We start from the raw sequence: 21,400 nt of genomic DNA on the forward strand, positions 1-21,400 counted from the left end.
ACATCGTTCAGGCCGCGCGCGATTGCCTCGTCATCGGACCCGGCAACTGACAAATAGCGCGATCAGAACGCCGCCATTTAGCGCGAGCGTTTACACAGGATAAGATCCATACCGTTTCCGGAACCACTTTCTTGTTTCCTCTTCGAAATTGGACTGTGCTGATGAGTTTGAGCGATGGTGGCTTCGCTCATACACTACGCGCTACCAGGCCCCTGCCCGTTTCTTAGGCTTAACGTTGTAGCTCAAGACCCCGGGGGCTCAGCCTCCCTTCTCCGGTTCTTGCCGCTGCGCAAATCCCTCGATCTACCTGCCGCCGTCGTGTGGTCGCACGGCATCATCCAAAGACCTATTTAGGCCGTCATGACTAGCCAATCTTCGCCATAAGGCGCCCCGCCGCCCCCTGCTCTGCCGCGAGATTGCGATTATAAGCGAGCGGCATCCGCGGCGACTTCCACCGCAGCGCGTCCATGATGCCGGCCAAATCCTCCCCGCTGGCGAACAGGTCCTGATTGAGCCCGATCCGCGTCGAGTGCGCACTGATCCCCTTCAGCAACCGCGCCAGATCGTCCGCCGTCAAATCGGGCAGCGCGCCACGGTCGAACGCGCGGCCGATGATCGACCGAAAGATTGGTCCGATCGAGCCCGGGTGCAGCGCCACGGTGCCGATGTCATATTCGACGCGCGCCTTCACCGCCGGCTTGGACAGCGTCTTGCGCAGATCCAACGTCTCCCGGCCCGAGATGCTGTCGATCGGCCGACCGCGCACGGCTGCCCGCGCCTTGTAGCGCCGCACCTGCACCCGCCGGAACAGCGGCCCTGTCGTGATCCCCGCCGCTTCGGTGCACGCCGCGATCGCCGCGACGGTGCGCGGGCTGAGGTAGGCGGTCGCCCCCTCCCCGTCTTGATCGCCCTTATGACGCAGAATCTGCAGCAGCCGCGCTTCGGGATCGATCGCCTCCTCAATATGCTCAATGGCGACCGCCACCAGTTCGGAGGCGCGCAGCCCGGTGTCATAAGCGGCCGATAGCAGCGCCCGATCACGCAGCCCCGGCAGATCCTCGCCACAACTCTCGAGCAGCGCGCGGATGTTGAGCCCCCGCGCCTTGTCGCGCTCGACGTCGCGCACCGGGCCCTTGAACCGCAGCGGCCGCGCCTGCTTCTGCGCAGCCCCCTTCTCGCGGCGCACCGTCTGGAGCCGCAGCTTCACCAGCGGCGCCGGCGTCGGATCCTTGAGCTCGAGCAGCTGGTGGATCTTGGCGATCGACGCCTTGTAGCGGGATAGCGAGGCTGGGCGGCTCCCCTTGCCTGCCCGCGAGTCGAGATAGTCGGCCACCGTCTCGGCCGTCGCCGGCAGTGCAATCCGGTTGTTGCGCCTACACCACGCATCGAACGCCTCGACGTCGGACTTGAGCGCACGGATGCTATGGGGCGATGAAGCGGCCTGATAGGCGGCGATCAGGCCCTCGTTGACGGTGATGCGCTCGCCGGCGCGCATCTGCACGATCGTCCACGCAAGGTCGGCCGGCGCCCTGACGGCCGGCAGGACAGCCTCAGGCGGCGCTACGGGGATTTCTGGCCCTTCCCGGGCGGTTTCGGTGCTCACGACGCGCCTCGCTCCTCAGCCGCGCTTGTAGCCCACCTTATAAAGAACGGTCAAATCTGCTTATGTGATAACTGCAATTATCGCATATAGCGTTTCCATCGATATCAGACGCCTCAACTAACATATGACTTTGGTTGAGATCACGGGTAACCGTGTCAGATGCCAAGGCCGCCCTCCCCTGCCCCACTGTTGCTCATCGGTCGGCTCGACGGGCGTCTCTTTCGTAGTTCAGCACGCGACATTTGGCTTGGGAGAGCGCGAATGTCAGCGACCTCAACAGTTGCCGCGCTCGCGGGTCTGCCGGTCGATACGAGCGACTTACTTGCCTGGGTTACAGGCCGGAGCCCTCCTCCTCGCCATAGCGAGGGCCTGAATGACCCTATGTCTGTCGCAGCACTCGCGCACTTCGTGCTGCTCGCACAGGAAGCAGAAGGCGATGCCGTGGCCAAGGCGACGCTCAACGCGCTGCGCCTGCTGCTCGACGATCGAGAGGAGGCACGGATCTGGGGCCGCGACGACCTCGTGCTCTTTGGATCGGCGTTTCGAGCGGCCAAGAGAAGGTTGGCCGAACCATATCCAGCCCCTACCCTTCTGGCAGTTGCAGAGCGCCTATTGGAGGTCCACGCAGAACTCGAGATCGCACCAGTCGGCGGTCGCTCCCTAGCGACGCTGGACGGGCGCCAGCTTATCGTCGATCCCCGAACCTTTGGCACGATCTGGCTGTTAGCCTGCCACCTTCCAGCAGCGCTCCTCGCCGCAGGATTTACCTCCCAGATCATTCCCTCTTTCGTGTGCCTTCCAAAGCTCCTCGGCCTCACTGCACGCGATCTTGCCGGTGACCTCGAAAAGCGCCTTGGAGACGCCGCGCTGGCTGGCCTTAAAGAACTTGATGCCGTTGAAAGGCTCGATGCCAATCTTCCCAAGGAGCTCGGCGTCACCCGGCGCAGTAAGCTCCCTGCCCTCATGCGACTAGAGGCAGCCTATCCGGGCATCCGCATCCCTGCGATCGCACGGCTTCTGAAGATATCGCCACAAGGAGCGGCGAAGCTTGCCAGCCAAGCGAGAGAGATGCGCGGCCACCCTTATTGAGGCCAGTGATTATCGAGAAGGTCGCGCAATGCGGCCTCGGCCTCCGCACGACTACCGCCGCCCTTGTGGAAGAGCGTCAGCGTCACGCCACGCCTGTCCTTTCCATCGACGCGAAGCAGAGCCGTGCCGCCAGGGCTATGCACGACCACGGAATCCGATCCTGTCCTCTTGGGGGCTTTTGCCGGCTTGGGTTCTTTCTTGCGCGCGGCGGCCGGGCCCACAACCGCGATCAGGGCGCGGATCGTCTCAGGAGCGTTGGCGGGCAACCCTTCGCTACCTGCCGCGCGTTCTTCGAACAGACGACGCGCCTCAGCGAGCACGCGCGAGCGATCATCGTCGGATTTCAGCACAGGCTTCAGACTGCCTATATGCGAGATCTTCAGTTCGAAAGGATCCGGGAAAGCCGCGACGACCGCTTCAGGCAATCTGGCGAGATCAAGATATCGGCTGACCCACGCCTCGGACTGGTTCAGCCGCCTCGCCATCTCTTTCTGGCTGCCGCCATAATAGAGGTCGAGTGCCTTGAGATAGTCCCGTGCTCGCTCCAGATCGCTCAGATCCTCGCGTGCCCGGTTCTCCAGATCGGAAATGCGAAATGCCTGCTCATCCGTCAGATCGCGCACTTCCACGAGGTAGCGCACTTCGGGGTGATTGTTCGCCCTCAGCCACGACACCGACCAATGGCGGCGAGCCCCGCAGATGATCTCGAAATCATAGTCCGGCTCATCATGAATTCGCCGAACGATCGCGGGGACCTCCTGCTTGCCCTGCGCGAGGATACTCTCGATCAGATCGTCACACCGCTCACGGCTTAGTGCGCCATAGTCCCGATTATGTCGCTCCCAAATCCGGCAGCGCGCCGGATCGACGAGTTCCTGCGGATTATTCACCACCGCACCGGAAGCAAGTTCGGCCAAGCGGTTGTTGCGGCCACCAAGGACCCCTACTCCCAAACGCGGACCACGCTCCTGGCCTTCGGCGCTAGGCTCCACAGAGGACGCCAGATCACCTAGAAAACTCTTGTTCTTCGAACTCATTTTGCCCCCCTATTTGCCGAAATTGCAGGGCTGCAATTCTTGTCCATCACGCATACCCATCCTTGCGCAAACGGCTCAGATGGCTGGGCCAGGTCTTACGAATATCAAGCTCGATCTCGGCATTCACGCCATCGAGATAGGTCAGGCAGCGATCACGCACCGTCTTGCTCGTCATCGGTCCGTCCAGTTCGTAAACGGTCATCAGACGGGCGGTAGCGTTATCGATCTCGGCAGAATCCTTGAGCGGCGAGCGCACCATGGCGGTTCCGTAAACCTGCCGCATCAGGTCGAGCAGGCCCTTCTGCATCGATTTGCCCTCGTCCACCTTCGATGCCACGAAGCGCAGGAAGGATAGCTGCGGCGCGAGATCGTGCGTCGAGAGTTCCTGAATGGTCTCGTCGAGCATGGCGAGAAACGCTGCCGTCGAAGAGAAGTCCATCACGGTTGGCGGAACCGGCACCACCAGAGCGTTGGCTGCCCTGAGAACCGATAGGGAGATTGCTCCCAAGGCTGGCGGCGGATCGAGGATCACGACGTCGTAGAGATCTTGCACCGAGGCGATACCCTGCGCCATTCGATCGAGCAGAGCCCCCTGCCCCCGCGCCATGCGCGCCGCGAGTTCATATTCCGACTGGAAGAGACGCAGGTTGGCCGGGATCAGGTCGAGCCCATCGAAATGGGTCTTACGGATCGCATAATCGAGCGACTTGCGTTCGCCCTCTCGCAAATACGGATAGAGCGTGTCGTTTTCGTTCAAATCGAGATCAGGCACATAGCCGAAGAGGGTCGTTGCCGACGCCTGGCTGTCGCAATCAATCAGGAGGACACGATAGCCGCGGATCGCCAGATATTGCGCCATGTGGACCGAGACGGTCGACTTGCCGACACCACCCTTGAAGTTCTGGACCGCGATGACGGAACAGGGGTCGCTTGGATCGCGCCATGGCCGCGTTCCGAAGGCGCCACGCATGTCGTTCAACTGAGCAAGCGTGTATCCCATGCGCCGACCGCTCTCTGTCCGCGGAGGTGGCACAAGACGGCCATCGCTCTCGGCCTCGCGAATCGCTCCGGTCGTCCGCCCCACCAGATCGGCGGCCTTTCCGATCTGAAACGTCGGTTCTCGCCGCTCGTCGGCGCGCGCACTTCGAGCCGAGTTGCGCAGCTTTTCAAGGACAGAGGAAGACCGAGCAGCGAGCGACGCAACATCGAGTGTTTCCCCCATCCGCACTTCATCAATTGCGGACGCCATAGCTGCTCCTGTTAAAGTCTGGGGCATCCATGTTCGATTTTCACTTTTTGGTCAATATCCGCCCGAAATTTGACAGTTGGACCATGGAGACCGTCGGATTGCCAGCCCGTACTCCTATCCTGTCCTCTTGGGGGCTAATCGGACGCCTTAATGGCAGGAATTGCAGCCCTGCAATTTGTGCCAGACGCGCTTTCCGCCCGCAACCTGACTCGGTGGGGGCACAGGATCGATGGTAGCGTGACGTTCATCCTTGCGGGTCGCAAGTGACCGCGTTGATATGTGTCGTAATGAAAGAGAGCCTCACCCCCGCGCTTGCCCGACGCATCGCCCTTGCCGCCCAAGGTTTTGGTGAGGCCATGCCTTCTGTTGTCAGGGCTCACCATTTGCGACGTACTATCGCTCGGCTTGGTCTCCATCAGATCGACAGCGTCAACGTGCTGACGCGAGCACACTATCTTCCGGCCTATTCGCGCCTTGGTGTTTTTGATCCGAAGTTGCTGGAGGCCGACGCCTGGGGGCCTCTCCGATCGCGGCGGCTGTTCGAATATTGGGCGCACGAAGCGTCCTTGATCCCCCTACCCCTCCAGCCGTTGCTGCGATGGCGACAGGCAATGGCAAACGCCGGCGAGACTGGATGGAAAGGTCTGCGCATATTCGCTCGCGATCGGCGGGCGGACGCGCTCTCGATCCTGGAACGCATCCGCAACGAGGGACCACTCGCTGCATCCGACATCGAAAGTAGGAAGCGACGCGCAGGCTGGTGGGAGTGGGGTGACAGCAAGGTGGCGCTGGAGTGGCTTTTCTGGTCCGGCCACATCACCACTGCGACACGACGTGCGAGTTTCGAGCGAGTGTATGATCTCACCGAGCGCGTGTTGCCCCAGACGATCCTCGCTCTCCCCACTCCGGAACCTGCGGCAGCCAGACGCCAACTCATAGAGCACAGCGCGCGCGCCCTTGGCGTAGCAACGGCAAAGGATATGCGTGACTATTTCCGGCTTTCTCCAGCAGAGGCCCAGCCAGCTATCACGCAGCTTGAGGAGGAGGGCGTCCTTCAGCCCGTGAAAATTGATGGGTGGGACCAGCCAACATGGTTGCACCGAGAGGCGAGGCGTCCTCGCCGAGCACGCCATGCCGCCCTGCTAGCGCCGTTCGATCCATTGATCTGGGAACGCGACCGCGCGGAACGCCTCTTTGGCATACGCTATCGGATCGAGATATACGTCCCTGCGCCGCTGCGCACCTATGGATATTATGTCCTGCCGTTCCTGCTTGATGAGCAGATCGTCGCACGGGTCGATCTGAAGGCGGACCGGAAAGCGAAGGCGCTACTCGTTCAACAAAAGACGTTCGAGAGCGATGCGCCTGCTCATGCCGGCGAGGAGCTGGATGAGGCGCTCCGATCAATGGCGCGCTGGCTGGGTTTAGACCGTGTGATATTCGGCGATGCAGTGAGGGGCGTGTGACCGCCTGACCGATGCTGTGTGGCACAAATTGCAGGGCTGCAATTTGTGCTGTTATGGCCGGCCTCGCCGATTGAAAAAGGCTTCGCACCAGCCCTTCCAGGACTTTTCGAGTTTCGTACCGGACAGGGTGTTCAATCGAGCGCCCATATTGTCGCGATAGGCCTCGGCGATCATGTCGACGTCCCAGCCACCGCCGTAGCGCACTCCAATCTCACGAGCCGCCTCCTCGGTAGCCCCGAAGTGCAGCCGGCCTCGGGGGAACCGTGCCCACAATTCTGTACCGCTCGAGGACGCCGCATCCGAGCTTACCAGCGCAGCAGTTACCTTCTTCAGGACATTCGCCACGTCCGCGCCGTCGACGGTCGGACTGTGGGGAAGGGGACTATCGCTTGCCACAACCTTTTCGACGGTATCGTCGCGCCTGGCTTTCCGTCCCTTAGAATGACGCTCGAGTTCGTCGACCGTTGCTATTTGGGCCGGCGCATCCTTCGAGACGAACCGGAACTCGATCTCGATCACGGCACGGCCTCGCCGGATCTCTTGCCATTCGACGGTGAAGTGGGCGAGCTGGTCAATCTCTGCCTTGGCGACCGTCAAAACCTTACGGCGTAGCTGAGCAAAGTCGGCATATTTGTCGGGGTCGATACCCAGCGCCGCGCGCAAGCCCACCATATCGACTTTCCAAACGGGTTGCCGTCGGTGGAGACGAAGGGCGCCCTCTTCGTACAGCTTCAGGGCGTAGGCTGACCTGAACCCCAGCACGGCCTGGCGGTTCATCACCGCATAAGTTTCGGATTCCTGGATAAGCCGACGGGCGTCAGGCGTGAACTGCCACTCGATCCAGCCCGTTTCCTTGTCGTTATCCTCGACCTCTTCCCAAGACGCCTGAATGAGGTTGAAACGCTTCGTGGCGCGCTTTCCGCGCCATGATTTGTCATCCTCTGCGAAGAGCGTTCTGTGCAGCTCTTCAAGCATATCAACAATGCGTTCGTTGCCCTTGTGACCGCGACGGATGTCCGACTTTCGCATACGATGCGTCGTGTCTTGCCAGGCATCTCCGCCCGCGGTCAGGATCATGAGGGCGAGGAGGCGGGAAGCGGTCAGACTGAGCGATTGCCCTTTGACGAAGCGGACCTCGACGAGGCGTCCGGGTTTGGCGAACTCGTCACCGCCTTTGCGAGCGAGCGCAGCAGCCACGCGCATCGAACGGGCGGCCGAAGTCTCTTCGCCGCCTTCATCGTCTACGCTTTCCGCTGGCACTCCCATGGGATTCACCTCACACTGCCTTGGAAACTGCCTGACCTGACCTCATTCGTCAAGTCAGGTCAGGTTATACCCGTCTGGAGGCCCCCAAGAGGTCAGGATAGTTTTGCCGTACGAATCAGACATTGGGCCTGTGATTCCGCCGAGTCGCGATTGTCCGCCGGATCGTGTGGAACAGCAGCCAAAAAGCGCCTAGAAACGCCTGAGAAGGACACGATTCTGACTGCCCCCCAAGAAGACAGGATGATCCCCAAGACGTCAGGATAGAGCCCCCGCCAAGACAGGTTATATCCCCCGTGAAGTCAGGCAAAAGCCCCCACGAGGTCAGGTAAGACGCTGATTCCGTCTATAGTTTCAAACAGATAGCGGCCCTGAATCATAGAATCATTAGAATCTTAGAATCACCCCGACGCTGCGCGCCGGGCGTTTTTATAGATGGGGTTTTAGGAAGGAAGTGATTCGGTAGTGCCCGATGGCCAGCGGCAGCAGCTATCGCACACCCAGATCCCGTTCATCGGTCGCGACCAGTTCGTCCGCCAAGGTCAACCGCCAACCCGCGAGCCGGGAATGGCTGTTCCGTCCCTGGCTATCCCTCCAACTGGGGGGATAGGAGCCCAGGTCCTGCTACCGTACCGTGCGGCCCAAGGCAGCTCAGCAGTCATATGGCGTGCGAAATCCGATCGTTTGCTCATTCATGCTTGCTCAGCGCCAAGCTGGAGGCACCATGATCAACTTCGCAAAGTTCGAGATTATAGGGCGGATCGGGGAAATCGACGCCAAACCCATGGTCACCAATGTCTCGGTCTGCGCGAATTACCGCCGCCGTGGTGAAGGCGATGAATGGATCGAGGACAGCTACTGGAACCGCGTCGTGATCTTCAGTGAGGGGCAGAGGAAGTATATCGAAGAGCGTGTCCATGTCGGCGATCTCGTCCGGGTAGCGGGCCGGCTGCGCGACAGTTCCTACGAGCGTGATGGTACGACCCATTACACGACAGACCGGATCGTCGAGGAATTCGGTGTCCTCGCACCAAAATCAGCATAGCGCCGCGAAGAGGGGAGGGAGCAGGCCGGGTTTGCGCTTCCGGTTCGAGAAGGAGTTTCCCTATGCCTGCCTCTTTAGATGCAGCAACCCGCGCAAAGCAGATCGTCGAACGTCTGGGCGGCCGATGGGCAGGCTCCCACGGTGAATGTCGATGCCCTGCCCATGATGATCGATCGCCAAGCCTCTCCGTGCGCTTGGGAACGAAGGCCATCCTGTTCAAATGCTTTGCCGGCTGTACCCCAATCGACATCCTGAAGGCGCTCGATCGGCAAGGTCTCCATGACCGCGCGCCCGTCCACGTCGAACCGCGGCCGCCTGCTCGCGATCTGAGCGGTCTCGCCAAGACCTTATGGCACCGCAGCGTTGCGATCGATGGTACGCTTGCCGAAACCTATCTCAGCGCCCGAGGCGTGTTCACCCCGACACCGGAGTTGCGGTTCAATCCCACTACGATCATTGGGAAGGGTAAGGATCGCCGAAGTCTGCCGGCGATGATTGCCGCCGTGAAAAACGAACTCGGATTGGTCGCGGTCCATCGCACGTTCCTGGATCCCGCCGACATCCTGCATCGCCCGTTTCGTAAGCCGAAGCTTGCGCTGGGGCTGCTGGGGTCGGGCAGTGTGCAATTCGCCGCACCGCAGGACACCCTTGGTTTGGCCGAAGGGATCGAAGATGCCTTATCAGCGCGCGACTGGTTCGACTTGCCAGTCTGGGCGGTGCTCGGCGCCGAGCGCTACGCCCATGTCGGCATACCCTCGAGCGTCAGACGGGTGATCGTATTCGGGCAGCGCAATGAGGCGGCGCGGACATGCTTTGAGCGCGCCTACGACCATCTATCTGCCAGCGGCCGCCAGGTCGAACATTGTCTCCCAAAGGATCATGACGACTGGAATGACGCCCTGCGCGACAGGCTTGCCCGCAACTCGGTCCCCAGGTCCGAGCTGCTGACCCAGCCAATGTAGAGAGGAGAGGGGGCCTTCGGCGGGGTGGCCCGGTGCTGATCATCGGGCGACACCAAGGAGCCCCATCATGTCCGCTACTGCCTCCGCCATTGCTGAACTCGACTTCTCCGATCCTGCCATCACCGCCGCGCGCGAAATCGCGGCTAAAATCGCGACCAATATTTCCATCGATCGTCCCGCGCTGATCGGCGTCATGACCCGGGCCTATGGCTCGACACCCGCGAGCGGGGACTGGTCGATCCGTGACGCCTATGATGTGCTCGAACTGGGGCAGGTGCTCTTCCTTTCTGGGAGCACATTGCCGGACGCGGCACCGGCTCAGCTTGCGCTTGTCGCCGCCATGGTCGCGCGCCTGCCGGTTCATAGCGTACGCAGCGAGAAGCAGATTGATCTCCAGCAATTCTCGACCCCGGCATCGATCGCCCTGATCGCGACGCGGCTCGCCGGTATCGGCGAGCGCGACGTCGTGCTCGAACCCTCGGCAGGAACCGGCCTGCTCGCCATCTTCGCCCGTCGTGCACAGGCTCGTCTGATCCTCAACGAGATTGATCCCTGGCGCCGGACCATGCTCGCGGCCGCTTATCCCGATGCACGCATCTTCGGCCATGACGGTGAGGTCATTGACGACCTCCTCCCCGTCGATCTGGTGCCGGATGTCATTCTCATCAATCCGCCCTTCTCGCGCAGCGAGGGTCGCGGCCGTGATCGGGTTGCCGGCCTTCGCCACCTGCGTTCTGCCCTCACGCGCCTGCGCCAGGGTGGTCGCTGTGTCGCAATCCTTCCCACCCGCGTTGATCCGCAATCGAGTGAATGGAAGATCGCGACGGCCGGTTCTACGCTCGTCCGCCAGATCGAATTGCCAGCGTCTGCCTATGCGCGGCACGGTACGACACAAGCTGTCCAGCTTCTCCTCCTGCACAAGGGCGTCGAAGGCGTCCCGGCCAGTGCGATCGCCTGCGCCACCGTGGACGAAGCCCTCGACGCCTGTTCCTTTCACCCTGTGCCGAATGCAGCAACGCCGTCCATACGCCCGGGCCGGGTGGTTTCGCGGCCGTCAGCTCTGCTCGCCGGCGCACGCCGTGGCGCGATCAAGCCCTTGGTGCCGAGGCGCATCGACGTAGCTGTCCCGGCGGAACCCATCGCATTCGAGGTGCTCGAGGCTCCCGCGCCGGTTGGTGAACCCTCCGGGCTCTACCTTCCCTATCGACCGAGCCGGATCGACCTGGCAGCAGCGCGGCCCCACCCGACAGCACTCGTGGAATCGATCGCCATGGGTTCGATTGCAGCCCCTAAGACACGCTATGCACCGATCCTGCCGCCCAGATTGCTCGCCGAGAACATTCTTTCGGATGCGCAGGTCGAGACCGTTATCTACGCGGGCGCTGCGTTCGAGCGAGATCTTCCGGGCCGATTCCTGACCAAGGACGAAGGTCTCACATTGACGCCCGACGAAGCGGGCAGCAGGGTTCGCACCGGCTTCTTCCTGGGCGATGGCACCGGGGCGGGCAAGGGCCGCCAGGTCGCAGCGATCTTGCTCGACCAGTGGCTGCGCGGCCGCCGCAAGCATGTCTGGATCTCCAAGACCGAAACGCTGCTCGAAGATGCCCGTCGTGATTGGGTTGCGGTCGGCGGTCTGGCGCTCGACCTCCAGCATCTCAACCAGTGGAAGCTTGGAACGGCGATCGGGGCCAGTGAGGGCGTGCTCTTCCTCACCTATGCTACCTTACGGTCGAGCAGGGGCGACAAGGGCACGCGCCTCAAGCAGATCACCGACTGGCTAGGTGACGATTATGAGGGGATGATCGTCTTCGACGAAGCTCATGAGATGGCCGGGGTCGCGGGCGGGGAAGGGCGGTTCGGCACCTCCAAGGGATCCGAGCAGGGCATCGCGGGCGTCCGGTTGCAAAATCTCCTCCCCCGCGCCCGGGTTCTCTACGTGTCCGCAACGGGGGCCTCGGACGTCAACAATTTGGCCTATGCTACTCGGCTTGGCCTGTGGGGGCCGGGGACGGCCTTCTCCGACCGCCGCGATTTCGTCGAAAGCCTGCGCCGGGGCGGCATCGCCGCAATGGAGTTGATTGCACGCGATCTGAAGGCACAGGGTCTCTATGCGGCGCGGGCGCTCAGTTTCGCTGGCGTCGAATATGACATTCTCGAACATCAGCTAACCCCGGACCAGATCGCTATCTACGATGCCTATGCGGACGCCTGGGGTATCATTCACCGCAACCTGCAGGCCGCGCTCGACGCGACCCGTATCACCGACAGCTTCAGCAAATCGACCTATAATGGCGGCGCCAAGGCTGCGGCGATCTCGATCTTCGAATCGACCAAGCAGCGCTTCTTTGCCCAGCTTCTGATTTCTCTGAAGCTGCCATCGCTGATCCCCTCCATTCATGCCGATCTCGCGCGCGGCGATTGTGTGGTGATCCAGCTCGTCTCGACGGCCGAGGCGATGCTCGATCGGACACTTGCCGCCCTTGATGCCGAAGCGAGGGCAAATCTCGATATCGAATTGTCGCCGCGCGAATTCCTCATGGACTATCTGAGCGCGGCGTTTCCGACCCGGCAGATGCGAACCTTAACCGACGATTCGGGCAACGTGCGGTCCGAGCCAATGATCGACGAAGACGGGCGACCTATTCACAGCCAGGAGGCACTGCGGATGCGCGAACAGCTTCTGGAAGAGCTGTGCGCTCTCCCGGTCGTAGGCTCCGCGCTGGATCATATCATCGGCCATTTTGGGGTCGATCAGGTTGCCGAGGTCACTGGACGATCGCGCCGCATCGTGGCTGACGCGCGTGGTGGACAGCGTCTCGAAAGCCGGTCCCCGCGCAGCAACCTTGCCGAGACGGATGCTTTCATGCGCGGCGCCAAGCGCATCCTGATCTTCTCGGATGCCGGCGGCACTGGCCGCAGCTATCACGCCAGCCTCGCGGCCGAGAATCAGAGCCGCCGCATTCACTATCTGCTCGAGCCGGGCTGGAGGGCTGACGCCGCGATCCAAGGCCTGGGACGTACCCACCGTACCCATCAGGCCTCTGCACCGCTGTTTCGCCCGGTATCAACCGATTGTCGGGGCGAACGCCGCTTCATTTCGACGATCGCGCGACGGCTCGACAGCCTGGGCGCACTCACCCGCGGGCAGCGTCAGACCGGCGGGCAGGGTCTGTTCAATCCCCGCGACAATCTGGAATCGGATTTCGCCAAGGACTCGCTCGTCACTTGGTTCCGACTGCTCTTCGCCGGCAAGCTCGCCTCGACCAGCTTCACAGAATTTCAGGCGCAAACCGGTCTCAACCTGGAAGGGGAGGGCGGTGGCATGGTCGAAGATCTTCCGCCCATCCAGCGCTGGCTAAACCGAATCCTTGCGCTCAGGATCAGCCTGCAGAACGCGATCTTCGACGAGTATCTCGGCCTGATCGAGGCCCGGATCGAAGCGGCGCGGGAAGCCGGTACGCTCGATGTCGGCGTCGAGACGATCGATGCCGAGCGGATCACCATCCTCGATCGGACCTGTATCAGGGAAGATCCGGTGAGCGGGGCCGTCACGGAAATCCTGCGGCTCGAGACCGAGCAGCGCTATCGTCCGGTCACACGCGACCGTGTCGAATGGCTGCTACAGGACGGCGAGAGCCGATGCGTGGTGAACCGTCGCTCGGGCAAAGCCGCCATCTGCAGCGCCACCCATTCGCTCACCGATGAGGATGGCCAGCTCGTCAAGCGATGGGAGCTAGTCCGTCCAGCCCGGACCGAGCGTCACCGTCAGGACCTGTTTCTCGAAACGCTGTGGGAGGATGCGGATGCCGAGGAATTTGCGAAGCTCTGGGATCAAGAGGTCGAGGAACTGCGACACCGCACGCGAACCGAGACGATCTACCTCGTCACCGGCCTCCTCCTCCCCGTCTGGGGCAAGCTTCCCGACGATCATGTCCAGGTCTGGCGCCTGAAGACTGAAGATGGGCAGTCACTGCTTGGCCGTCTCATCCCCGCGCCGATGGTTTCCAAGATCAGCAGCGCGTTCGGCGTGGCGGGCGGCATCGAGATCGCACCGACCGATATCGTCCGGCACGTACTCGATTGCGGCGGTGTGGAGCCGGTCGGTGCATATCATCTCAAGCGCAGTCTCGTGGCGGGCGAGCAGCGCCTCGAGCTGATCGACTGGCCTCCAAGCCGCCTCGCTGAACTCAAGGCGCTGGGCTGCTTCTCCGAGATCATCGCCTATCGCACCCGACTGTTCCTGCCGCCCACCCGCGCGGCCGATATCCTGGCGCGCATCGCTGCCTGATCTTCTCGGCGACGATCACGAGTGCCGCGCCGCAACAACCGGCGAGGCAAGGCCGTGATCGTCGCCACATTGGTCCCATCGCGCAGTGAATGGCGCGGGGCCGCGCGCCTTCGACCATCCTGATCACCCTTCTTGTGAGAGGGGAGGGGGCTTCGCCTTGGTGGGCCTGATGAGCAGGTCCCGAGCGCGGAACGCTGGCGCTCGTCTCTCCTACGGAGAAATAAGATGATCCAATCTGTCAAAGTGAAGAACCTGTCCCTTTCCAAGGACAATGTTCGCAAGAGCAATCGCGACCTCGATATCGAGTCCTTCGCTGCCACCATCGCGGCGCACGGGCTGCTGCAGAATCTCGTGGTCACTCCCCTGAAGAAGAACGGCCATTTCACGGTCAAGGCCGGTGGGCGTCGCCTGCGCGCGCTCCAGCATCTGATCGCGACGGGTGTCCTGCCCGCTGATCATGAAGTTCCAGCCTTGGTCCTGGCTGACGATGCCGACAGCACCGAGGCGAGCCTCGCGGAGAATTTCGGCCGCCTGCCAATGAACCCTGCGGACGAAGCGACCGCATTCAATCACTTCATCGACAAGGGCGCGTCGGCCGAAGACGTCGCCAAGCGGTTCGGCGTGACCACCCGCTTTGTCGAGCAGCGCGTTCGCCTCGCGGAACTGGCACCCTGTATCTTCCAGGCGCTCGCTGCCGGTGAAATCAGTCTGGGCGTCGCACAGGCCTATGCGGTCACCGGCGATACCGACCGCCAGGCGCGGGTCTTCGAACAGATGCAGTCTGCCTATTACGGCAATCAGCCCGACAATATCCGGCGTGCGATCCTGAACGGCACCGTCAAGGCGAACGACGCCAAGGCGCGCTTTGTCGGCCGGGATGCCTATCTCGCCGCCGGCGGCCGCATCGAGGGCGACCTGTTCGCCTCCAAGGGCGACGAGAACTGGATCGATGTCGAGCTCCTGGAGGATCTGGCGGCACAGAAGCTCGAAGCCGCTGCCGCCGAACTGGCCGAGTCCCAGGGTCTCGCATTCGTCACGCCCGTGGCGGCGACGCATGTGCCCTACGATACCGAACGGCAGCTTCACGAATATCATGCCACTGCCCGCCCGCTGACGGAGGCCGAACAGGTCCGGGTCGAGGCCCTCGAGATGGAAAATGACACGCTGGTCGATCAGCTCGAAACGGAGCTGGCAGACGGCACCGAGGAGGCTGAGGCGGCAAACGCGCGGCTCGAAGAAATCGAACGTGAACTCGATGATCTCGATGCCGCCCGCAAGGTCGTCGACCCCGAGGTCCGCGCCCAGCTCGGCACGTTCGTCTATATCGGCGGCGACGGCGCTGTCCGCGTCCATACCCGCATGTTCAGTGAGAAGCCGGTGGTCGATCCGAACGCGCCTGTCGTCATCAGCCCGATTGGCGGGGAACGCGATGTGGTCGAGCAGCGGGTCAAGCTCAGCGCGACCCTGGTCGACGAGCTTGCCACCCAGCGGCGTCAGATCCTCGTCGCCCATCTCGCAAGCGATCCGGCTCTCGCGCTCGATCTGACTATTTTCCTGATGGCGCAGGATGCCGTCTTCGCGAACAATTATGTCCGCAGTCACTCGACGCTGAAGGCATCGCCCTCGCAATTTCCGATCTTCGCTTTCCGTGATGAGGGCTCTCTTGCTTCGCAGACGATCGCCGATCAACGCCAAGCGCTCGATACCAGCTGGGCGGGGCACGACACGATGTCGGCGCGTTTCGATGCCTTCCGCGCGCTTGACGACGAAGCCCGTGGTGGCTGGGTCGCCTTCGTCATCGCTCAGACGCTTGAGCCGACGCTGAATGCCGGTGATGGTGGTCGGCTCAACGGGTTCCACGATCACCTCGGCCGGATCCTCGACATCCAGGTCGAGCAGTGGTGGCGTCCGACGGCCGCAAACTTCTTCGGCCGGGTGAAGAAGGATATGATGCTGGACGCGCTGGAGGACATCGGCGGCCCGATCCTGCGCGGTCGCTACAAGGACGCCAAGAAGGGCGACCTTGCCACCACCTGCGAGGCGCTCTGCAATGGTCAGGGCATCGTCGAGGCCGAGATCCGCGAAAAGGCAACCGCCTGGCTGCCCGACGCCATGCGCTTCGATGCGATCGAAAAGCCGGAAAGCTATCCCGCCCGCTCCGTCTTCCTTGAGGCGGAGGATGAAGAGGATGTCGATGACGCGCTGGACGGCGAGGGCGGTGAGCCGGTCGGCGATATCATGGACGACGATGATCTGAGCGAAGCGGCCTGACGTTCAGCCGACAGTTCGAGGCGACTTGGGGCGGTGCTCTTCGGAGTGCCGCCCTTTTTTTCATGATCCGTCAGCCGTCGGGTCCGCCTCTTTTCAAATCGGAGATTGATCGTGGCCAAGACCACCGACAAGCCATCGCCTGCCGACATCATCACGAGCACCATCATCGACCGGCTCGAAGCTGGCGTGCGACCGTGGGTGAAACCCTGGCGCCCCGGGCTCGGGGGTCGACCGCTGCGTGTGACTGGCGAACCCTATCGTGGCATCAACTGTTTCTGGCTATGGCTGGTGGCGGAGAGCGCCGGATATAGCGCTCGCACCTGGATGACCTACAAGCAGGCTCAGGCGCTGGGTGGTCAGGTCCGCCAGGGCGAAAAATCCCAGTTCGCGATTTTCTACAAGACCTACACAAAGGAGGTCGCCTCGCCAGTTACGAGCGCCGTGACCGACGAGGTCCGGGCGATGCTGCGCAGCTATGCGGTCTTCAACGTCGATCAGATCGAGGGGCTGCCCGCCGACTATTATCCGAGCCGTGTCGCACTTGTCGCACCGGGTGACGTGCTGCCCGACCGGGCAGATCGGTTCGTGCGCGCACTTCCCGCGTCCGTGCAGGTTTGCGGTGACCGCGCCTTTTACGACCGGGTCGCCGACAGCATCACGATGCCGCCGATCGAGCTGTTCACGACGAAGGCCTATTGGGCATCTACGCTCGCGCACGAGGCCGGACACTGGACAGGCCATCCCGACCGTCTCGATCGCGAGTTCGGCAAGAAATTCGGCGACGACGCTTATGCGTTCGAGGAACTGTGCGCCGAGATGACCGCTGCGCTGCTCGGTGCTGATCTCGGACTACCAACCGCTCACCTTGATGACCATGCCAGCTACATCGCCTCATGGTTGCGGGTACTTAAGCGCGACAGTCGGGCGGTCATGACCGCTGCCGCCAAGGCGGAAGCGGCGGCGGGCTATCTGCTGCGTGCTACCGGTCTTGCCGATGCCCCTGATCGTGACGAGACCGTTCGTGAAGCGGCATGATCATGGACGGCCTCCCCGACCTCGCCGCCTACCGCCGTTTCGTCGTGGCCTTCAGCGGCGGCAAGGACAGCCTCGCCGGCCTCCTCGTCTTATTGACACGCGGCGTTCCTCCAGAGCGGATCGAATTGCATCACCATGAGGTGGATGGTCAGGGGCCTAGTCTCATGGATTGGCCCTGCACCCCGGCCTACGTCGACGCGCTCGCCCGCCATCTGGGCATCGACCTATATCGGTCCTGCCGGGTCGGCGGTTTCGCGCGGGAACTCGACCGGGAAAATGCGTCGACCGCGCCGATCATGTTCGACACTCCCGAGGGTTCGCGCTTTGCGGGCGGAGCCGGGCCATTGGGCACTCGTGGCCTGTTCCCGCAGGTCTCGGCCGATCTTCGGGTGCGCTGGTGCAGCCCGGCGCTCAAGATCGATGTGCTTGCGGCGGCGATCCGCAATCAAGACCGCTTTTTCGAGGGCAAGACCCTCGTTCTCACCGGGGAACGCGCGGAGGAGAGCCCCGGTCGTGCCCGCTATGCGGCGCTCGAGTCCCATCGGACCTGGAGCCGCCGCCGCCATGTCGATCATTGGCGGCCAGTGCTCCGTTGGAGCGAGCAACAGGTGTGGGACATCATCGCGTCGGCGCGGATCAGGCCCCATCCTGCCTATCGGCTTGGCTGGGGCCGTCTCTCATGTCGATGCTGCATTTTCGGGACGGCCGATCAGTGGGCGACCCTGCGCTTGATCTTCCCAGAAGCGTTCGAGGTCATCGCCCGCCGCGAAGCGGCGAGCGGCAGGACGATTCATCGCGCGCTGAGCGTGACAGATCTGGCCGACCGGGGCTGCCCTTATCCGGCTGCACTCACCCATGAGGACGATCGGGCGCAGGCAGACGATCCCGTCTGGCGGCTGCCGATCACGCTTGACCCCTGGTCTTTGCCGGCAGGAGCATTCGGCGAACTGGCTGGTCCGACCTGATCTGCGCTGGAGCAAGAGGAGAGGGGGCCTTCGGCGGGGTGCGCATCAATGCGCCAACCTGGAGACTGACTGATGTTCTACGATACGCTCTATCGCCATAATCAGGCGCTCACTCCCGACCCAGACGCAACTATAGGCGCTGCGCTTCATGGGTTGCTGAGCGCGATCGACGACTGTCGGCGCGCCGGTAAGGCTATCGAACGGGACGCAGCAATCCTGCTTCTCATCCGTGCGCTGGCCGGCAGCGCTGCGCGCGCCGCACCGGATGTCGCCGCTCTTGCCGCACGCTGCGCGGCCGATCGCGCAGCGATCCTCGCGCATCCGGCTCTGCTTGCCATTGCCGGCCACCGTGTCGGCGGAGACTCGATCGCCAAGCGGACCTTTCACGCGCAGGCGCGGCAGGCGCTTACGCGCGTCGCCGACGCGCTCGGTCTCGCAGCAGCGGGGTTCAAGATCGTCGTCATGGCTGGTGGCGATCATGAGGATGGCATGACCGAGCTGCGCCATGCCGACTTCACCGTCCGCGTCGTCCCGCGCGGCTTTCTTCCCGATAGCGAGGTGACCTGGTTCCGTTGCGCGCGCGGCGTGATTGCCGGCCATCCCTGTCACGGCAAGGCGGCGCTTCTCCTCGATCCCGGCGCCTTCGCCCACCGCCTCTTGGCGCTGCGCCACGCTCGCGCGCCCCTGCCAGTCGCGGCCTGACCAGCGGCTCCATCCATGCGCCGGTTCATCCGGCGCGCAAATCAAGGAGGCTGTCATGGCTGACTATTACACGCATTTCTCCTGCACGCTGGATGTGGGCAACCGCGCCAATGTCGAGCAGGCGCTTGCCTTATACGCCAATTCGCTGCCGAATGAGGATGGTCTCACCTTTCCCGATGGCTTCCGGCTCGAACCGCAGTCCGATGACAGCACCGAGCTCTGGATCCACGATGATGGTCGAGGCGACGTAGAGCTGCTCATCAGCTTTGTGCTGCTTTGCGCCGAGACGCTCTTCCTGGAAGGGCGGTGGGGCTTCGAATATGCCCTGACAGCTTCGCGTCCGTTGCTCGATGGCTTCGGTGGGGGCGCGCATGTGGTCGATCTGTCCGACCGCAGCTCCCTCAGCTGGACGTCGACGTCGGATTGGTTGGCCGGCGTCCTGGCGGGAGGCAATGGCGATGCCTGAGCAGATCACCACCACCGTCTATCGGCTCCACGAGGTGTCGGCGAGCGCGAAGGATGCAGCGCGCCGCTGGTATCGGCAGGACGCACCCTGCGATGACTGGCATGAGTTTGTGTTCGACGATTTTACCCGCATTTGCGAGCTCATCGGCGTCGAACTGAACAGCCATGCCGTTCGCCTTTATGGCGGTGGAACCCGACAGGTGCCCCGCATCTGGTTCTCAGGCTTCTCGAGCCAGGGGGATGGAGCGTGCTTTGAAGGGCGCTACTGCTACGCCAAGTCTTCGACAAAGGCGATCCGCGCCCATGCGCCGCGCGATGGCGAACTCCATCGGATTGCGGATATGTTGGCGGCGATCCAGCGGCTGAACTTCTACCAGCTCGGGGCTGGCATCACCCATCGCGGCCGCTATTACCACGAATATAGCATGACGATCGACGTCGAGCGGTCCGGTCCTGTCGAAACCGCGATGGCCGGCGGTGCCGAAGAGGTGGTGGTGGAGGCGCTGCGCGACCTCGCACGGTGGCTCTATCGCCAGCTCGAAGCCGAATATGAGTATCAGACGGCTGACGAGCAGGTCGACGCGGCGATCATCGCCAATGACTACAGCTTCACTGATGACGGCGCGCGGTTCCCATGACGCGGCCCCCTGTCATCGCGGCGTGGGGCGCCGGCGTCGATTCCACAGCGATGATCATCGAACTGGCAGAACGGGGGGAGCCCGTCGACATGGTGCTGTTCGCTGATCCCGGTTCCGAGAAGAACCAGACCTATGCCTTCATCCCGCTCTTCCGCGCCTGGATGGACGAACGCGGCATTCCCTCCGAGATCGTTCGGTATCAGCCGCGCAATTTCAAGAACTGGCCGCCCTATGCGACCATTGCCGAAAATATGCTCTCCAATGCGACGCTCCCTTCGGTCGTGTTCGGTGGGGGGTCCTGTTCGCAGAAATGGAAGGTGGCCCCCCAGGAAGCATGGACCGCGGGCTGGGAGCCAGCGCGCCGTTGCTGGGACGGAGGAGGGCAGGTCACCAAGCTGATCGGGTACGATGCCTCGGCGCGTGATACGCAGCGTTACCGCCATGCGCTCGGCTGCGAGGATCCGCGCTACCACTACCGTTATCCGTTGCGCGAATGGGGATGGGACCGCGCGCGATGCGCGGCGCGGATTGTGGCGGCGGGTTTGCCCGTTCCCCCCAAATCGAGCTGCTTCTTCTGCGGCGCGATGAAACCGGACGAAGTCATGGACCTGTCGGTCGATGAGTTGCGCGTCATTGTATTGATGGAGGCACGCGCGCGGCCACGCTTGCGCAATGTTCAGGGTCTGTGGCGCAAGCCGGTGCTTGGCTGTCGCGGTGCGACCCCCCGTCCCGGCAGCATCACCGAGTTTATCCGCGAGCGGGGGCTGCTGTCACCGTCCGAGATCGACCGGATCGTGGAAATCGCGCCAGACGAGCTCTTGGACTTTCAGGCAGCGCAAGCCGCCCTTCCTGTCGAGAGGCGGACGCCAATGGGCGACTGGCTCTACGATTTCCAGCACGCAGCTGCAGCGATGCGCATCACAACACGCCTGCCTGATGATCCCGAGCGTGCATCAGCCAGGTCGCGTCTTAGCCAAGGAGGACCGGGTGCCACGCTATAACCACCTTGTCACGATTGCCTTCAGCATCGTTTCGGACCACGTCGGCGGTGAGGATTTCACGCCTGCGATGCTCAAGGAGGCATTGTTCGCGCGGATCCGTGACCTCGACACCAGTACCGACGGGGTCGAGTGGCTCGAAGCGGTCGGCGCGCCATGCGACACCTATGAGGAAGAGCCGCCTATGGTCTTTGATCGCTGACACCAATGACGGCTGCGCAGACGAGGGCCTACGTCGGACCATTTCGATCATGTCAGCGATCGTGACGACGTTGGGCGCAAGCACAGGCACGAACTTGCAGCATCCTCGACTATGATGACGCC

17 protein-coding genes are annotated in these 21,400 nt (G+C 62.7%); 13 read left to right on the forward strand and 4 right to left on the reverse strand.

Annotated features, from left to right (window positions below; translation table 11 throughout):
• Positions 1–364 precede the first annotated feature (364 nt).
• The gene (locus GGR45_RS14105; RefSeq protein ID WP_175311097.1) at positions 365–1,603 is read right to left on the reverse strand and encodes an integrase; all 1,239 of its coding nucleotides are present in this window, start codon (positions 1,601–1,603) and stop codon (positions 365–367) included.
• A gap of 381 nt (positions 1,604–1,984) precedes the next feature.
• Between GGR45_RS14105 and GGR45_RS14110 the strand changes: the two genes are divergently transcribed.
• Entirely contained in the window at positions 1,985–2,692 is a 708-nt protein-coding gene (locus GGR45_RS14110; RefSeq protein WP_246358233.1) for a hypothetical protein, read from the forward strand.
• On the opposite strand, the gene GGR45_RS14115 is transcribed toward GGR45_RS14110, so the two are convergent.
• Together GGR45_RS14115 and GGR45_RS14120 are read right to left on the reverse strand one after the other, a co-directional pair.
• Positions 2,686–3,729, reverse strand: coding sequence for a ParB/RepB/Spo0J family partition protein (locus tag GGR45_RS14115; protein ID WP_175311095.1), 1,044 nt, complete (start codon positions 3,727–3,729; stop codon positions 2,686–2,688). The two genes, GGR45_RS14110 and GGR45_RS14115, sit on opposite strands and share 7 nt — an antisense overlap.
• Positions 3,730–3,775: 46 nt before the next feature.
• Positions 3,776–4,978 (reverse strand): AAA family ATPase, encoded by a 1,203-nt coding sequence (locus GGR45_RS14120; protein WP_175311094.1) that lies wholly within the window; start codon positions 4,976–4,978, stop codon positions 3,776–3,778.
• Positions 4,979–5,265: 287 nt separating this feature from the next.
• Between GGR45_RS14120 and GGR45_RS14125 the strand changes: the two genes are divergently transcribed.
• Entirely contained in the window at positions 5,266–6,444 is a 1,179-nt protein-coding gene (locus GGR45_RS14125; RefSeq protein ID WP_175311093.1) for a winged helix-turn-helix domain-containing protein, read from the forward strand.
• Positions 6,445–6,495: 51 nt separating this feature from the next.
• Here GGR45_RS14125 and GGR45_RS14130 read toward each other — a convergent pair whose 3' ends face one another.
• On the reverse strand, positions 6,496–7,647 hold the full coding sequence (locus tag GGR45_RS14130; RefSeq protein ID WP_285139452.1) for a replication initiation protein: 1,152 nt from the start codon (positions 7,645–7,647) through the stop codon (positions 6,496–6,498).
• Between the two features lie 784 nt (positions 7,648–8,431).
• Here GGR45_RS14130 and GGR45_RS14135 point away from each other — a divergent pair.
• From GGR45_RS14135 to GGR45_RS14185, 11 genes are all read left to right on the forward strand, one after another.
• Positions 8,432–8,752: a single-stranded DNA-binding protein gene (locus tag GGR45_RS14135; RefSeq protein ID WP_175311091.1), complete on the forward strand. Its 321-nt coding sequence runs from the start codon at positions 8,432–8,434 to the stop codon at positions 8,750–8,752.
• A 62-nt stretch (positions 8,753–8,814) separates the two neighbouring features.
• Entirely contained in the window at positions 8,815–9,714 is a 900-nt protein-coding gene (locus GGR45_RS14140; protein WP_175311090.1) for a DUF7146 domain-containing protein, read from the forward strand.
• Positions 9,715–9,781: 67 nt separating this feature from the next.
• Complete coding sequence (locus GGR45_RS14145) at positions 9,782–14,002, forward strand: strawberry notch-like NTP hydrolase domain-containing protein (protein WP_175311089.1); 4,221 nt, start codon at positions 9,782–9,784, stop codon at positions 14,000–14,002.
• Positions 14,003–14,227: 225 nt separating this feature from the next.
• The gene (locus GGR45_RS14150) at positions 14,228–16,273 is read left to right on the forward strand and encodes a ParB/RepB/Spo0J family partition protein (RefSeq protein ID WP_175311088.1); all 2,046 of its coding nucleotides are present in this window, start codon (positions 14,228–14,230) and stop codon (positions 16,271–16,273) included.
• A gap of 111 nt (positions 16,274–16,384) precedes the next feature.
• Positions 16,385–17,308: an ArdC family protein gene (locus GGR45_RS14155; RefSeq protein ID WP_175311087.1), complete on the forward strand. Its 924-nt coding sequence runs from the start codon at positions 16,385–16,387 to the stop codon at positions 17,306–17,308.
• A gap of 2 nt (positions 17,309–17,310) precedes the next feature.
• The gene (locus tag GGR45_RS14160) at positions 17,311–18,273 is read left to right on the forward strand and encodes a phosphoadenosine phosphosulfate reductase domain-containing protein (RefSeq protein WP_246358234.1); all 963 of its coding nucleotides are present in this window, start codon (positions 17,311–17,313) and stop codon (positions 18,271–18,273) included.
• Positions 18,274–18,345: 72 nt separating this feature from the next.
• The gene (locus tag GGR45_RS14165; protein WP_175311085.1) at positions 18,346–18,975 is read left to right on the forward strand and encodes a hypothetical protein; all 630 of its coding nucleotides are present in this window, start codon (positions 18,346–18,348) and stop codon (positions 18,973–18,975) included.
• A gap of 55 nt (positions 18,976–19,030) precedes the next feature.
• Positions 19,031–19,441, forward strand: coding sequence for a hypothetical protein (locus GGR45_RS14170; protein ID WP_175311084.1), 411 nt, complete (start codon positions 19,031–19,033; stop codon positions 19,439–19,441).
• Complete coding sequence (locus tag GGR45_RS14175; RefSeq protein ID WP_175311083.1) at positions 19,434–20,078, forward strand: antitoxin of toxin-antitoxin stability system; 645 nt, start codon at positions 19,434–19,436, stop codon at positions 20,076–20,078. The genes GGR45_RS14170 and GGR45_RS14175 overlap by 8 nt, the downstream gene beginning before the upstream one ends.
• Positions 20,075–21,079, forward strand: a complete 1,005-nt coding sequence (locus GGR45_RS14180) for a hypothetical protein (protein ID WP_175311082.1) — start codon at positions 20,075–20,077, stop codon at positions 21,077–21,079. Before GGR45_RS14175 ends, GGR45_RS14180 begins: the two co-directional genes overlap by 4 nt.
• Positions 21,066–21,278 (forward strand): hypothetical protein, encoded by a 213-nt coding sequence (locus GGR45_RS14185; protein ID WP_175311081.1) that lies wholly within the window; start codon positions 21,066–21,068, stop codon positions 21,276–21,278. The genes GGR45_RS14180 and GGR45_RS14185 overlap by 14 nt, the downstream gene beginning before the upstream one ends.
• Positions 21,279–21,400 lie beyond the last annotated feature (122 nt).

The organism is Sphingomonas zeae (assembly GCF_014197135.1).
In the GTDB taxonomy this organism is placed as follows: Bacteria; Pseudomonadota; Alphaproteobacteria; order Sphingomonadales; family Sphingomonadaceae; genus Sphingomonas; species Sphingomonas zeae.

Excerpts from the sequence above, each read along its gene's own strand:
- GGR45_RS14110 (WP_246358233.1), top strand. The coding sequence starts at position 1,985 with ATGTCTGTCGCAGCACTCGCGCACTTCGTGCTGCTCGCACAGGAAGCA.
- GGR45_RS14115 (WP_175311095.1), bottom strand. The coding sequence starts at position 3,729 with ATGAGTTCGAAGAACAAGAGTTTTCTAGGTGATCTGGCGTCCTCTGTG.
- GGR45_RS14120 (WP_175311094.1), bottom strand. The coding sequence starts at position 4,978 with ATGGCGTCCGCAATTGATGAAGTGCGGATGGGGGAAACACTCGATGTT.
- GGR45_RS14125 (WP_175311093.1), top strand. The coding sequence starts at position 5,266 with ATGAAAGAGAGCCTCACCCCCGCGCTTGCCCGACGCATCGCCCTTGCC.
- GGR45_RS14130 (WP_285139452.1), bottom strand. The coding sequence starts at position 7,647 with ATGCGCGTGGCTGCTGCGCTCGCTCGCAAAGGCGGTGACGAGTTCGCC.
- GGR45_RS14135 (WP_175311091.1), top strand. The coding sequence starts at position 8,432 with ATGATCAACTTCGCAAAGTTCGAGATTATAGGGCGGATCGGGGAAATC.
- GGR45_RS14140 (WP_175311090.1), top strand. The coding sequence starts at position 8,815 with ATGCCTGCCTCTTTAGATGCAGCAACCCGCGCAAAGCAGATCGTCGAA.
- GGR45_RS14145 (WP_175311089.1), top strand. The coding sequence starts at position 9,782 with ATGTCCGCTACTGCCTCCGCCATTGCTGAACTCGACTTCTCCGATCCT.
- GGR45_RS14150 (WP_175311088.1), top strand. The coding sequence starts at position 14,228 with ATGATCCAATCTGTCAAAGTGAAGAACCTGTCCCTTTCCAAGGACAAT.
- GGR45_RS14160 (WP_246358234.1), top strand. The coding sequence starts at position 17,311 with ATGGACGGCCTCCCCGACCTCGCCGCCTACCGCCGTTTCGTCGTGGCC.
- GGR45_RS14165 (WP_175311085.1), top strand. The coding sequence starts at position 18,346 with ATGTTCTACGATACGCTCTATCGCCATAATCAGGCGCTCACTCCCGAC.
- GGR45_RS14170 (WP_175311084.1), top strand. The coding sequence starts at position 19,031 with ATGGCTGACTATTACACGCATTTCTCCTGCACGCTGGATGTGGGCAAC.
- GGR45_RS14175 (WP_175311083.1), top strand. The coding sequence starts at position 19,434 with ATGCCTGAGCAGATCACCACCACCGTCTATCGGCTCCACGAGGTGTCG.
- GGR45_RS14180 (WP_175311082.1), top strand. The coding sequence starts at position 20,075 with ATGACGCGGCCCCCTGTCATCGCGGCGTGGGGCGCCGGCGTCGATTCC.